This window comes from Paenalcaligenes sp. Me131 (genome assembly GCF_050487225.1).
In the GTDB taxonomy this organism is placed as follows: Bacteria; Pseudomonadota; Gammaproteobacteria; order Burkholderiales; family Burkholderiaceae_B; genus Paenalcaligenes.
In genome coordinates this window covers 35,685-49,928 of sequence record NZ_JBKQGY010000002.1, presented here as the reverse complement: position 1 = coordinate 49,928, position 14,244 = coordinate 35,685, and the positions used below count along the sequence as shown (strand labels likewise).

13 protein-coding genes are annotated in these 14,244 nt (G+C 49.5%); 8 read left to right on the top strand and 5 right to left on the bottom strand.

The window, feature by feature from the left end; translation table 11 throughout:
• Window positions 1-333 precede the first annotated feature (333 nt).
• Genes ACLPHM_RS08440 through ACLPHM_RS08415 form a run of 6 tightly spaced genes read left to right on the top strand, consistent with a single transcriptional unit; the run spans window position 334 to window position 6,940 of the window.
• Window positions 334-1,299, top strand: coding sequence for an ABC transporter permease (locus ACLPHM_RS08440; protein ID WP_430220815.1), 966 nt, complete (start codon window positions 334-336; stop codon window positions 1,297-1,299).
• A 5-nt stretch (window positions 1,300-1,304) separates the two neighbouring features.
• Window positions 1,305-2,204 (top strand): ABC transporter permease, encoded by a 900-nt coding sequence (locus ACLPHM_RS08435; RefSeq protein ID WP_430221382.1) that lies wholly within the window; start codon window positions 1,305-1,307, stop codon window positions 2,202-2,204.
• On the top strand, window positions 2,201-3,217 hold the full coding sequence (locus ACLPHM_RS08430) for an ABC transporter ATP-binding protein (protein ID WP_430220814.1): 1,017 nt from the start codon (window positions 2,201-2,203) through the stop codon (window positions 3,215-3,217). The genes ACLPHM_RS08435 and ACLPHM_RS08430 overlap by 4 nt, the downstream gene beginning before the upstream one ends.
• Window positions 3,214-4,317, top strand: a complete 1,104-nt coding sequence (locus ACLPHM_RS08425; protein WP_430220813.1) for an ABC transporter ATP-binding protein — start codon at window positions 3,214-3,216, stop codon at window positions 4,315-4,317. The genes ACLPHM_RS08430 and ACLPHM_RS08425 overlap by 4 nt, the downstream gene beginning before the upstream one ends.
• Window positions 4,314-5,978 carry an amidohydrolase gene (locus ACLPHM_RS08420; RefSeq protein ID WP_430220812.1) on the top strand — a complete coding sequence of 555 codons (1,665 nt, stop codon included), beginning with the start codon at window positions 4,314-4,316 and terminating at the stop codon, window positions 5,976-5,978. Before ACLPHM_RS08425 ends, ACLPHM_RS08420 begins: the two co-directional genes overlap by 4 nt.
• A complete protein-coding gene (locus tag ACLPHM_RS08415) occupies window positions 5,975-6,940 on the top strand; it encodes a CobW family GTP-binding protein (RefSeq protein WP_430220811.1) in 966 nt (321 codons plus the stop codon). Before ACLPHM_RS08420 ends, ACLPHM_RS08415 begins: the two co-directional genes overlap by 4 nt.
• Before the next feature lie 25 nt (window positions 6,941-6,965).
• Here ACLPHM_RS08415 and yfaE read toward each other — a convergent pair whose 3' ends face one another.
• The 5 genes from yfaE to ACLPHM_RS08390 form a co-directional block, all read right to left on the bottom strand.
• Window positions 6,966-7,280 (bottom strand): class I ribonucleotide reductase maintenance protein YfaE, encoded by a 315-nt coding sequence (yfaE, locus tag ACLPHM_RS08410; RefSeq protein ID WP_430220810.1) that lies wholly within the window; start codon window positions 7,278-7,280, stop codon window positions 6,966-6,968.
• On the bottom strand, window positions 7,277-8,431 hold the full coding sequence (gene nrdB, locus ACLPHM_RS08405) for a class Ia ribonucleoside-diphosphate reductase subunit beta (protein ID WP_430220809.1): 1,155 nt from the start codon (window positions 8,429-8,431) through the stop codon (window positions 7,277-7,279). Before nrdB ends, yfaE begins: the two co-directional genes overlap by 4 nt.
• 18 nt (window positions 8,432-8,449) lie before the next feature.
• Entirely contained in the window at window positions 8,450-10,711 is a 2,262-nt protein-coding gene (gene nrdA / locus ACLPHM_RS08400) for a class 1a ribonucleoside-diphosphate reductase subunit alpha (RefSeq protein WP_430221381.1), read from the bottom strand.
• 595 nt (window positions 10,712-11,306) lie between these two features.
• Window positions 11,307-12,365, bottom strand: a complete 1,059-nt coding sequence (locus ACLPHM_RS08395; protein ID WP_430220808.1) for an ATP-binding protein — start codon at window positions 12,363-12,365, stop codon at window positions 11,307-11,309.
• Window positions 12,362-13,096 (bottom strand): response regulator, encoded by a 735-nt coding sequence (locus ACLPHM_RS08390; protein WP_430220807.1) that lies wholly within the window; start codon window positions 13,094-13,096, stop codon window positions 12,362-12,364. Before ACLPHM_RS08390 ends, ACLPHM_RS08395 begins: the two co-directional genes overlap by 4 nt.
• 255 nt (window positions 13,097-13,351) lie before the next feature.
• Between ACLPHM_RS08390 and ACLPHM_RS08385 the strand changes: the two genes are divergently transcribed.
• A complete protein-coding gene (locus ACLPHM_RS08385; protein WP_430220806.1) occupies window positions 13,352-13,660 on the top strand; it encodes a glycine zipper 2TM domain-containing protein in 309 nt (102 codons plus the stop codon).
• Between the two features lie 48 nt (window positions 13,661-13,708).
• Window positions 13,709-14,197, top strand: a complete 489-nt coding sequence (locus ACLPHM_RS08380; protein WP_430220805.1) for a GNAT family N-acetyltransferase — start codon at window positions 13,709-13,711, stop codon at window positions 14,195-14,197.
• Window positions 14,198-14,244 lie beyond the last annotated feature (47 nt).

The window sequence follows — 14,244 nt, the reverse complement described above, 5'->3', positions numbered from 1 at the left end:
TAGGTATTGAATAACAATACTTGTTGTGTGGTATGAGGTTGTGAATATACGAAAAGAGGATAGAGGCGGTTAAGGGAGTAAGGAGTAACTACAAATGGAGAGACAACCAGAATGAGTCGTTTTACCAAGGCTGTGTGTATGGCCGCAGCAGTTGAACAATTCAAAAGAGTAGAAACCGTAGTTCAGGACAGAGGTTTGGCACTACGACATTTTTGTGGTGCTGTTTTGTCTGTAAGGTTGACGGACATGTGGCGCTACGATGACCAGCAGACGCTTGGGAATCCTTGTCACCTTATGACGATCTGTGCTTGGGATAAAAGGTGAGGAAATACTATGGTTAGATACCTGTGTAAGAGATTACTGCACGCCGTCCTACTGTTACTAGCGGTGTTAGTTCTTAATTTCTTGTTGATTCATTTCTCGCCAGGGGATCCTGTCCAGACTATTGCTGGAGCGATGGGCGGTATGACAGAAGAGTTGCGCACGAAATTGACGCAACAGTTTGGATTAGATAAGCCACTGTATGTGCAACTGGGTATTTACTTGGGCAACGTCTTACAGGGCGATTTGGGGCAGTCGTACTATTTTAACTCCTCAGTTGTGTCATTGATTTGGGAGCGTGTACCAGCAACACTGCTGCTTGTGGTGGTTGCGGTGCTAGTGGCGTTCTTGGTCGGCACCTTTTTAGGTGTATTGGCAGCGCGGCGTCCTAATGGTTTCTTTTCACAAGTGGTCACGCTGTTGTCAATCGTGGGGTATTCAGCTCCGGTTTTCTGGACTGGCATAGTGTTGATTATTCTGTTTGCTTCAGTGCTTCCTATCTTTCCTGTCTCAGACATGCGTACACCGGGTTTAGAGGATGGTTTCTGGGGGGGGGTATGGGATGTGGCAAAGCATCTGGTTTTGCCCGCTTTTACATTGGCTTTTGTGTATATCGCCCAATATAGCCGTTTGGCTAGGGCAAGCATGATCGAGGCCTTGTCTGCGGATTACATACGTACAGCCAGAGCCAAGGGGTTATCCGAAAGCATAGTCTTGTATAAGCATGCATTGCGAAATGCAGTGTTGCCAGTAGTGACTGTGTTAGGTATGCAGTTCGGTAATGTGTTGGCCGGAGCTATTTTGGTAGAGACGGTTTTTAACTGGCCTGGTCTGGGGCGTTTATCTTTTGATTCCGTGTTACGCCGTGATTATCCAACGCTGCTGGGTATTTTGTTTTTTGCGTCCATGATGGTTGTGGTCATGAATCAACTCACGGATTTGGCTTACCGAATTATCGATCCAAGGATTAAATCATGACGCAGATGTCTACACATGTCGCCAAAGAGCAAGAGTCCTGTATTCCAGATAAGGGAAAGCCAGCAGGACAGTTCAAGGAGGCGTTAGGGGTTTTCTGCCGTAACCCAACAGCAGTATTTGGTTTGATATTGCTGATGGTGATTGTGGGTATTACGGTGCTGGGCCCTCAACTAATGGATGCGGATCCATTTGAGATCACGGGGTTGCCGTTGGAGCCGCCAGACTCAGAGTATGGCTTACTGGGTACAGACTATTTAGGACGTAACTTATTAGTAGGCATGGTCTATGGTGGTCAGGCCACATTGTTAACCGGAGTCATTGCTGCTTTTCTAGCTGTTTTTATTGGTGTGGTCATAGGAGCGGTATCAGGCTATTACGGTGGCTGGGTAGATGAAACCTTAATGCGTATTACGGAGTTCTTCCAAGTATTGCCTGCATTGCTGTTTGCCATGGTGATAGTGTCGTTGTTCTCACCCACTTTATGGTCTATTTCCATTGCAATTGGCCTGGCCAGTTGGACCAATACAGCACGTTTGACACGAGGGGAGTTTCTCAGACTTAAGCGGCAGGATTACATCTTGGCTGAGCGCGTCATTGGCGCTGGTAATGGTCGCATTATCTGGAAGGTGATTTTGCCTAATGCTATTGCGCCGTTGATCGTGTCAGCTACCTTGGCGGTGGGAACGGCGGTGTTATTTGAGGCTGGCTTATCTTTCCTAGGATTAGGGGATCCCAACATGATGAGTTGGGGGCTCATGATAGGTAGCAATAGACCATATATTCTCGTGGCGTGGTGGGCAGTCACATTGCCGGGTATTGCGATTTTCTTGACGGTGTTATCCGTTTCGTTAATTGGCGATGGCCTCACTGATGCGTTTAATCCAAGACTCAGGGAGCGTTCATGATAATGAAAGAGGAAGTAGCTCAGTTAGTTAGAGAGCCTTTACTGAGCATATCGGCACTGGATGTAGAGCTGACGGCCCGTACAGGTAAAGCCTATATTCTGAAAGATATTAACTTTGAGGTTCGCGCAGGGGAAACAATTTGCTTGGTAGGCGAGTCAGGCTGCGGTAAAAGCATGACGGCGCTGGCGGTTATGAAACTAATGCCTGAGAAAGTGAGTATTCCCACTGGTGCCATTTATTTACATGGCGAGGATTTGGCTCAGTATGATGCGGCAGAAATGTCCAGAATCCGGGGTAATAAGATATCCATGATCTTCCAAGAGCCTATGACAGCGTTGAATCCTGTCTATACAGTGGGGGACCAAATTAGTGAGCCTTTACGGCGACACCAGGGGATGAGCCGTGCACAGGCACGAGCTAAAACGGTGGAGATACTACAGTCTGTTGGCATCCCAGCACCAGAGCAAAGAATAGATAACTATCCCCATGAGATGTCAGGTGGTATGCGTCAGCGCGTCATGATAGCAATGGCGATGGCTTGTGATCCTGATGTGTTAATTGCTGATGAGCCGACGACGGCGTTGGATGTGACCGTACAGGCGCAGATATTCGATTTGTTACGGGAGCAGCAGGCGCGTCGCGGTACTGCCATTGTAATGATTACCCATGATATGGGGGCGGTGGCAGAAATGTCAGATCGTGTGGTAGTGATGTATGGCGGCAGGGTGGTAGAAGAGGGCCTAACTGATGAGGTGCTCTCCACGCCTTGCCATCCCTATACCAAGGGGCTAATTGCTTGTTTGCCTGAGTTGGATCCAGCGCCTACTGATGAACGGCCAGATCTACCTGAAATCGCTGGTGTGGTGCCGTCTATTTGGGAGCGAGGTAAAGGCTGCCCTTTTGTTGACCGTTGTAGCGTGGCCCTAGATAAATGTGGTGTCGCATTTCCGCCTTCCTTCAAGATAGCTTCTAGCCAGAGTGTGGCTTGTTGGTTATATGGAGAACAAGCATGACCTCTGTTGATGTTTTCGAACAAAGTAAATCAGTTGAGAGTGTATTTGTACCGCAGCCAGACACGTTATTGTCAGTAAAAGGGTTGAAAGTGCACTTTGATATAGGCCGCCCGGGTTTGGGCGGCGTTCAGAAAAAAGTGCATGCGGTAGATGGTGTGGATTTTGATTTATTGCATGGCAGAACTTTAGCCATCGTTGGTGAGTCTGGATCGGGCAAAACCACCACTGCTTTTTCTGTCATGCGTTTGGCGCCGCTGACAGCTGGCACCATCCATTTTGATGGGATAGACCTTACTGGACTAGAGGGGGAGGCACTACGTAGGCAACGCCGCCATTTTCAATTCATTTTCCAAGACCCATACTCCTCCTTGAACCCTCGCCAAAGAGCGGGGGACATCGTACGTATGCCGTTGAGCTTACAGGGTATAGGTTCGCCGGCTGAACAACAGCAAAAAGTGTCAGAGCTGTTTAGTTTGGTGGGGTTGCGTGAAGATCAGCAGATGCAGTTTCCTCATCAATTCTCTGGAGGTCAGCGTCAGCGGTTGAATATTGCGCGGGCATTAGCGACTGATCCGCAATTGGTGGTGTGCGATGAACCCGTATCTGCATTGGATGTAGCGATTCAAGCGCAGATTTTGAACCTTCTACGCCGTATTCAGAAAGAGCGTGGACAGTCGTTTCTGTTCATTAGTCACGATATGGCGGTGGTGGAGCATATTTGTGACGACATCGCCGTGATGTACCTAGGGCAAATTGTGGAGCATGGTTCACGGGAGGATTTTTTCTCACGTCCCCTACATCCTTATAGTGTGGCACTTATGTCTGCTGTACCCACGGTGGTGGGTGGGCGCGAAAGGGCACTGAACCGTATACGACTTAAAGGAGATCCACCCAGCCCTATCAATTTACCTATGGGTTGCCGTTTTGCGGGGCGATGCCCAGTGAAACAGGCTGTGTGTGAGAAGGAGTCCCCCGTGTTACGTGAGGTGGTGCCGGGTCATAAGGTTGCTTGTCATTTCGTCAACGCGGAGGGGGGGCAAGTAGTCACCCCTTTGGATCGGCAAGTGGCTAATGGTTACATAAGAGAGGGAGTGCTATGAGTCGGGATGTAATGCAGGGTGTCACAGTCTATAAAGCAAGAAAAATATTGACGATGAATCCAGCACAGCCTGTAGCCACGCATGTGGCTGTGTGCAACGGTAGAATCCTCGCTGTAGGAGCAGCAGAACAAGCAGAGGCATGGGGAAGCGCAGGTACGGATGAACGCTATGCTGAAAAGGTGTTGATGCCAGGCTTGGTGGAGGGGCATTGTCATTTGCATGAGGGTGTAGTGTGGCTCTATGTGTATGTGGGGTTCTATGACAGGCGTGGGCCGGATGGAAGTATCTGGAAGGGGCTCAAAACTACGAAGGAGGTGGTGCAGCGGTTAGCACAGGCTCAACAAGAGTTGAATCCGGGGCAGCATCTTATCGCCTGGGGGTTTGATCCTATCTACCTAGGTCAGCAGCGTATGTCCATAAACGATTTGGATGATATTCCGGGTGAACAGGCGGTGGTCATTATGCATGCCAGTATGCATCTAATGAATGTGAATTCCGTGGCATTGAGGATGGCTGGCATTGATCGTGATACAGATGTTGAGGGCATCACGAGGTTTGAAAACGGGGAGCCCACCGGTGAGTTGTGTGAGTTTGCAGCCATGTTCCCTGTGATTCGTCTCATTGGTAATCCGTTTCGCTCTTTGGGGCAAAGCGCTGAATGTCTCAGGCTCTTTGGTCAGATTGCTGTGGCGGCAGGAGTCACGACAGCGACAGATCTGGTGAATGAGTTACAGGAAGCCTCTATTCTTTCTTTAGCGCAGGAAACTAGACGCAACGATTTCCCCGTGCGTATTGTGCCAGCAGCATCAGGGCTGCTATTTGGTCGGGATGTAGAAGCGTGTTTGAGCAGGTTGGAGAGCCTAAAAGCCAACAACCATGAAAAATTACATTTGGGCGCTGTTAAATTGGTCGTAGATGGAGCTATTCAAGGGTTCACCGCCAGAGTCTTGTGGCCAGGGTATTACAATGGTGCGCCAAATGGTATTTGGGTCATCTCGCCAGCAGACTTGTCATACATTGTTGAGCAATACCACAAAGCAGGTGTACAGCTACATATACATACCAATGGTGATGAGGCCACCGAGGTTACGCTGGATGCGCTTGAGAGGGCCTTGGCATTGCAGCCTCGTTTGGATCATCGTCATACATTGCAGCACTGTCAAATGGCTTCTCCCGCACAATATAGGCGTATCAAAAAATTGGGATTATGCGTTAATTTATTTTCCAATCACATTTTCTATTGGGGGGATGCTCATACAGAAACGACGATAGGGCCTGATCGAGCAAACCGTATGAATGCATGTGCAACGGCACAGCATCTGGGTATTCCATTTGCCATTCATTCCGATGCACCTATCACCCCATTAGCACCGTTTTTTACGGCGTGGTGTGCAGTCAATCGCATTACTGCTTCGGGGAGAGTGTTGGGAGAAAGTGAGCGTATAAGTGTAGCGGATGCTTTACGGGCCATTACCTTAGGTGCCGCGTATACGTTAGGTATGGATGACAAAGTTGGTTCAGTGGAGGTTGGGAAATATGCCGACTTCTGTGTTTTGGAGGATGATCCGTTAAGCATGGCGCCTGAATCACTTAAGGATGTGGTGATTATAGGTACGATGGTGGGAGGGCGAGCATTTGATGTGCCCAGGGCGTCACTATGATGCAGGCTATTCCTTTAGTAGTGATTGGTGGTTTTCTTGGAGCAGGTAAAACCACCTTGCTGAATCATTTACTGACGCATTCTGATGGCCTGCGTATAGGAGTGCTAGTCAATGATTTTGGTCCACTGAATGTAGATGCAGCATTGGTGGCTGGGCATGATGGTGAAACGCTGAGCCTGACTAATGGTTGTGTGTGTTGCTCCGTGGGATCGGGGTTTGAGGATGCTTTGATTCGCGTTCTGGATTGTACACCGGCGATGGACTTGATTGTTATTGAAGCCAGCGGGGTGTCTGATCCAGGTCGTATTGCGCAGGTGGGGCTCTCTGAGCCTATGTTGCAGCTTGCTGCTGTAATTACGCTGGTGGATGCAGAGCATATCGTGACGCAACTGGATGATCTTTTGTTGGGCGATACATTAGAGCGACAAATAAGTGCGGCCAGTGTAGTACTGATAAACAAGATTGATCTGATATCAACAGCTGCACTAGAGTCGGTTCAAGAGCGTCTTCGGCAACAGTTTGGTGATATGGCCATGATGCAAACACAGCAGGCACAGCTGCCAATGTCTAGGCTGCTCCGTGATGATTTGGGTGTAACGCAAGCAGTAGATGTGATTAGGCAGGCATCTATAGGGCATGCTTTGCATCATGAGCCAGATCATCCGTTTGAAGGGGGCGTATGGTCTAGTCAGGGCGTATTGGAAGCAGATGAACTTATTCGTGCACTGAGAAATTTGCCTAAAGCAGTTATTCGCGTTAAGGGCTGGGTGGCCACGGATAGGCACGGCACTGCTCTGGTGCACTTGGCGGGTGGTCGTGTGAGGATTGTACGAGCCACTTCACGGTCCGAGAATGCGATGAATACGTTGGTGTATATAGGTATGCGTAATGCCGACATAACAACTACCATTCACAGTGCATTGGCACCTTTGTTGAAAATGCGGGTGGAGGAGGGCCACTAAGTGTGTGGCCCAATGCAGAGGTACACTATTCTTCTGGCAGTTCCAACTGCTTACCGGGCATATCAAACTGCAATTGCTCGGGTACGCGGGTGATTCTGCATTCTATGGTAATCGCTTTGGTTACGCGGCAGCAGCAGGGCAGAATTTCCGAAGGGCCTATGAAGGCCAACGGCGGATCGGGATAATCCACTTCGCCGTCTATTAACGGAACTCTGCACATGCCACAGTAGCCGCTGCGGCATTGGAATTCGACCTCATGGCCTGTGCGTTCCAATGCCTCCAGCAAGCTTTCCCCGTCTAGGACACGGATGACTGTACTGCTGGTGGTGACGGTGGTCACAGTTCGATATTGCTCAAGTCATCTACCGAAACTTCGGCGTTGATCTGACCCACCAAGTACGAGCTAAGCTCTACTTCTTGTGGTGCAACTTGTACCGTATCCGAAGACAACCAGGTGTTGATCCACGGAATTGGGTTGTTTTTGATACGCTCAAACGCCGGTTTCAAGCCCACCGCTTCCATACGGATGTTGGTGATGTACTCAACGTACTGGCTCAAAATATCTTTGTTCAAACCAATCATGGAACCGTCACGGAACAGGTATTCTGCCCATTGTTTTTCCTGAATAGCAGCGTCTCTGAACATGTCAAAACACTCTTGTTCGCAATCTTGAGCCACTTGTGCAAACTCAGGGTCATCTTGGCCAGAGCGCATGATGTTCAGAATGTGCTGTGTGCCAGTCAGGTGCAGGGCTTCGTCACGCGCGATTAAGCGAATGATCTTGGCGTTACCTTCCATCAGCTTGCGCTCGGCAAACGCGAAGGAGCACGCAAAACTCACGTAGAAACGGATGGCCTCAAGAATGTTCACATTCATGATGCACAGGTACATACGTTTTTTCAGCGCGTAGAGGTTAATGTCGTGCTCTACACCGTTGATGATGTGTTTGCCTGTGCCCAGTTGCGAGTAGAGCATGGCATCACGAATCAAATCATCGTAGTAGGACGAAATATCGGCAGCGCGCAGCTTGATGTTTTCGTTACGTACGATGTCATCGAAAACGACGGAAGGGTCGTTCACGATGTTACGGATGATGTGTGTGTAGGAACGTGAGTGAATGGTTTCAGAAAACGCCCACGTTTCAATCCATGTTTCTAGCTCAGGCAACGATACCAATGGCAAGAACGCCATGTTGGGGCTACGCCCTTGAATGGAGTCCAGCAGCGTTTGGTATTTCAGGTTGCTGATGAAAATGTGTTTTTCGTGATCTGGCAGTTTTTGGTAGTCGATACGGTCTTGCGTGATATCGACTTCTTCAGGACGCCAGAAGAACGAGAGTTGCTTCTCAATCAGTTTTTCAAAAATTGGGTACTTTTGCTGGTCGTAACGAGCAACGTTAACCGGCTGCCCAAAGAACATAGGTTCTTTGAGCTGGTCGTTATCGTTACGCGAAAAAGTACTGTAAGTACTTGGTTGAGTACTGTCATTCATCTTTGGAGTACCTCAGTATCAAATCTTGCACGCGCCACTTGCGCAGTCGTCTTCGGCTGCTACGCCCTGAGCATCATCTGCTCCATCGCGGGTATTGTGGTAGTACAGCGTTTTCACGCCCAGCTTGTAAGCGTGCAGCAAGTCTTTGAGCAGCTGTTGCATCGGAACTCGACCATCGGCAAAACGTTGAGGGTCGTAGTTGGTGTTGGCAGAAATGGACTGATCCACAAACTTCTGCATGATGCCTACCAAACGCAGGTAGCCATCGTTATTAGGCATTTGCCACAACAATTCGTACTGGTTTTTGAGCCTATCTAGCTCAGGAACAACCTGGCGCAAGATGCCGTCTTTGGACTGCTTAACGGATACCACGCCACGTGGAGGCTCAATACCGTTAGTCGCGTTGGCGATCTGGCTGGACGTTTCTGAAGGCATCAAGGCCGTCAGTGTAGAGTTGCGCAGACCGTGTTTCAGAATCTCGGCACGCAGTGCTTCCCAGTCGTATTGCAGGGCTTCGGCGCTGACACCATCCAAGTCTTTTTTGTAGGTATCAATAGGCAGCAAACCAGCAGCGTAGTTGGTTTCGTTGAAAGCTTCGCATGGACCAAACTCTTGCGCCAATTGCATGGACGCTTTGAGCAGGTAGTACTGAATAGCTTCAAACGTACGGTGTGTCAGGCCCAATGCGCTGTTATCGGAGTAGCGTGTGTTGTTCTTCGCCAAGTAGTACGCGTAGTTGATCACACCTACGCCCAATGAGCGGCGTTTCTCGGTAGAGATTTGTGCCGCTTTAACGGGGTAGTCTTGGTAATCCAGCAGTGCATCCAATGCACGTACGATCAGGTCGGCCAAGCCTTCCAGCTCGTCCAAGGACTCCAATGCGCCCAAGTTGAAAGCAGATAGCGTGCACAGTGCGATTTCGCCGTTTGGATCGTTGATGTCTTCCAGTGGTTTGGTAGGCAACAAGATTTCCATGCACAGGTTGGACTGACGTACCGGCGCTTTTTTGGAATCAAATGGGCTGTGTGTATTGCAATGGTCAACGTTCTGGATGTAGATACGGCCAGTGCTGGCACGCTCTTGCATCATCAACGAGAACAGTTCTACCGCAGGCATGCTGCGTTTACGAATGGAGCTGTCTTGTTCGTATTGGGTGTACAAGCGCTCGAATTCATTTTGGTCTGCGAAGAATGCTTCGTACAGATCAGGCACATCGTGCGGTGAGAACAGGGTGATGTGCTGGTTTTTGATCAGACGCTGATACAGCGTACGGTTGATCTGCACGCCGTAATCCAAGTGACGGATACGGTTTTCTTCAATACCACGGTTGTTTTTCAGTACCAGCAGTGACTCAACTTCCAAGTGCCACAGTGGGTAGAACAATGTGGCTGCACCACCGCGTACGCCACCTTGCGAGCACGATTTAACGGCCGCTTGGAACATTTTGAAGAAGGGCAGGCAACCTGTGTGTTGGGCTTCGCCGCCACGGATTTCGCTACCCAGCGCGCGGATGCGGCCACCGTTAATACCAATACCAGCACGTTGCGATACGTATTTGACGATAGCGCTAGTGGTTGCGTTGATGCTGTCTAGGCTGTCATCACACTCAATCAATACGCAAGAACTGAACTGGCGCATGGGTGTACGCACGCCAGACATAATAGGCGTAGGCAACGAGATTTTGAACAGTGAGATGGCTTCGTAGAAGCGACGAATGTAGTCCAGACGGCGCTCGGCAGGGTACTTGGCAAACAAGCACATTGCGACCAGCACGTACAACATCTGCGGGCTTTCGTAGATCTGTTTGGTGACTCGGTTTTGCACCAAGTACTTACCTTCCAGCTGTTTGACGGCAGCGTAGGAAAAATCCATGTCGCGCCAGTGATCAATGAAGTCATTGATCTGATCAAACTCTTCACGGCTGTAATCAGCCAATAGGTGAGGATCGTATTTGCCGATTTCGGTCAGGTGCTTCACATGATCGTACAGGTGAGGCGGCTCAAACTGGCCGTAGGCAATTTTACGTAAGTGGAATATCGCTAAACGAGCGGCCAAGTATTGGTAGTCGGGCGTCTCTTCAGAGATCAAATCTGCCGCTGACTTAATAATGGTTTCGTGAATATCGTTGGTACGGATGCCATCGTAAAACTGAATATGCGATTGCAGTTCTACTTGGGAAACGGATACGTTGTTCAGGTCTTTGGCGGCCCAGTCAATAACGCGATGAATTTTGTCTAGGTCGATGGGTTCAACCCGTCCATCGCGCTTAGTGACCATCATTTGTGTGGTTTGGTTCATTTGGCTACCTGGAAAATGTGTTTGGACTGTGTGATGCACAAAAGAAAGAAATGTTGCCTCGATCAGAGGAGGCGGGTGTACCTAAAGAACGTAGAAAGCAATAGGTCAGCGCGTTAGCACATCTTTTGTGTAGAAAGCTTGGTCACTAGATATACATCTATATATAGTGTTTACGGCTGAGAGTATACACCATATGTAGTGGATTTGTGTGCGGCAACTCTGTGGCTATTTCGCCTAATACTTTCCCTTCCATGTAGCAGTTGAACACGTTAAGGGAGGCGAATAAAGGCGTTTTCAGTCGCGGCTTTGCCCCTATTATGTAAGCTAAAGTGACAGTTTTTTTAGCTGAGAACACCCAATAAGCATGCTGCTTTTGGAGGGTGTTTTAAGGGGATTAAGTTACAACTAAATACGATTGTGACCAGTTCGGGCATGGCATTTTATCGCTCAGGAAGATTTTTCCTGTGCCGTCATGGGCGGTTTTCTGGTCATTGCACTCATTGCCTGAGTGCGAAAGAGCACGATGATACGCCAGTAACCTAGGGTAATCCACTAGTTTTTGGCATGTGAAATGTTGCTAAAGCGGCCACTCTATACGTAGTAGGGTACCGTGATTGAGCGAGGCCTGACACGATGCGGTACCGCCATGCGCTTCTGCAATGGCTTTGACCACCGCTAGCCCTAATCCTGTGCCGCCGCTATGACGAGCGCGAGAAGGTTCTACGCGATGGAAGGCATCGAAAATATGCAGGGCTTGCTCTGGCTCTATACCTGGGCCGCTGTCTGCGACGCTGATGCAGCACTGGTGATCCGTTGCGTAGGCACTGACCACTACTTCGCCGGGCAGTGCATGTTTTTGTACATTCTCAAGTAAGGCAATTAACGCCTGACGGATACGCACGGGGTCGCACCGCACGTCGCGGGTATTTTCGTAGTGTGCTTTCACGCTAAAGCCTCTGGCTTCAAGCGTAGGTTTAAACATCTGTACGACTGATTCTATGTCGTCACTTAAATTGACAGGAAAGAGGTCTAGTTCTAAATGGCCGCTTTCTTTCAGGCTCAGGATTCGTAAGTCTTCAATCAGCCTGTTTAGCCCTTCCACTTGGTGTAGAAGCCCTTGAAATAAGGCGGCGTCGGGTGTGAAGACACCGTCAGTCAGGCCTTGTAAGCGCCCCCGCAAAATCGTCACAGGAGTACGTAGCTCGTGCGCAATGGCAGCGTTCCAGAATGAGCGTTGTGTTTCCATGGATGCTAAACGCTCAGCCATAGAGTTAAAGTCATCCACCAACTGTGAGGTTTCATTGGGTGAGTTTTTGCTGGAAATAGCGCGCACATGCAGATTGCCTTCGGCTACTTGGCGTAGACTTTGTATGACGGATTCCAGTGGCGACAAAATGCGCCGTGACAGCTTGATGGCAATGAATGCTGCACTGGTTAGCGTGATGATGAAGATCGCGCCTAACCACGCCACGTCTACGCCGGTAAACATGGTGTCTTCGTCTATGCTGTCTGGCGAGTAGATCGCCAGTATGCTGTAGAACACGTAGGAGCCTACAAAGCACAGTAAGAGTACGCAAAATACCAATAGGCTGAGCGAGAGGATGGCAAGGCGACGCAGGCCAAAGCGCTGACTCATGAGCGGCTTCCAAATCTATAGCCTATGCCACGTACACTGGCTGGCACTCCCTCTATACCTAATTGTTCGATTTTTTTACGCAGCTTGCTGATGTGGCTGTCTACGGTGCGTTCTAATGAATCCCCCTCAGGCAAGCAGGCTTCTAGCAGTTCACTACGAGAAAAAGCACGATTGGGCGTGCGCATCATGCATTCCAAGAGCTTGAATTCTGTGAGGGTAATCTCAAGTGTGATCGCTTGGTCATTCTTGAACACACAAGCCTCGTGGCTTTCCAGGTCGATCTGGACGTCGCACACACGAATGACTTGTCGGGTATCTAGCGCTTGTACACGCGTACGACGTAATACCGCTTGAACCCGTGCGACGACTTCGGCGGGGTTAAAGGGCTTCACAATATAGTCATCAGCACCGATGCGCAGCCCCATTAACTTATCCACATCCTGATCCAACGCGGTCAGCATAATGGTGGGGGTATCGCTTTTATGGCGTATTTCATTCAGCACTTGCCAGCCGTCTATACCGGGTAACTGTATATCCAACAAAATGAGATCGGGCTTAAGGCTTTGATGCAGCGTTAATGCACTATGGCCATCAGGGGCGTGGGCCGTACGTAGGCCACTGCGTTCAAGATAGGCTTCTAAAATGGCAGCGATTTCGTGCTCGTCTTCAACAATCAAAATTAACGCTTGCGATACGTTTTTAGACGTAGAACGAGTAGGCGGTATCAGCACAGAAATTCCTTCTTATAACGGATGCCTAGCATTTTATCTCTATCGTCTTGGCTGGATATACGCTATTGGTATCAGAGGGTAGTAATCACTACGGCGACAGGGGAGCACTAGTGGTAGTAGTGTTTTTTTACTGAGTAATTTACACGTTTAGCTGTGCTTTGTTGCAAATGGCAACAAGGGGTTTGGGGCTTCATGCTACGGTTGCCATCAGTGTAATAGGTGGCACAGCAGGTGCGCAGACGGAGTAAACGTAGCATGAAAATTTGTACACGGTTGATGGCGGTAGCTAGTTTATCGGTGGTGTTGGTTGCGCCGGCATGGGCAGTCTCTGATAAAACTGCCAATACGGTGATAGGTGCAGGGTTAGGGGCCGCCGTAGGCGCAGTGCTGTCTGATGGTGATACCGGCGTGACATTAGGTGCGGCAGCGGCAGGTGGCGTGCTGGGTAACGTGTTGACCTCAGAGCCTTCTAGGCACCGTCATGCCGGCAGACATTCGCACCGACAGGACAACGGTTGGCATAAACACAACCACAACAAACATAAAAGACGTCATCATCGCTAGTAAGGCTGTGTTTACGCAGCATGTTTTGTTGTTGATGAAGAGTGTTTTATGAGGATTCAAATCATAGAATCTGCTAACTGGGCTGAGATTTTGCGCATTCAAGCCCAGTCGTATGCAGCAGATATTCTTGAGGATGAAGCGGTACTACGTAGCAAATGGGCATCGGCACCGCAACACAACGTGGTGTGTGTGGATGATCACAATACGGTGTTGGGCTATTTGCTGAATCACCCTTGGCATACCGAAGAACCACCGGGTTTGCACGAAAACCTGCAAGCGGGCTTGCCGATCAAAAGCTGGCATTTACACGACTTAGCGATTTCTCCTTTAGCCAGAGGCAAAGGGGTGGCGAATCTATTGGTGCAGCATGTGATGGACAACGTGCAACGTATGAGTATTGCATCGGTGAGTTTGATTGCGGTGCAAGGCTCTACGCCTTTCTGGTCTCGCTACGGTTTTGAGGCGCAAGTGGCCTCTGCGGCCACCTGTGAAAGCTATGGTGGCGAAGCCGTATGGATGAAGCGCCGTTTTTTGTAAGCTGATCAATTTTTGACCAGCATATAGCGAGCTAACGTCGTTGTTAG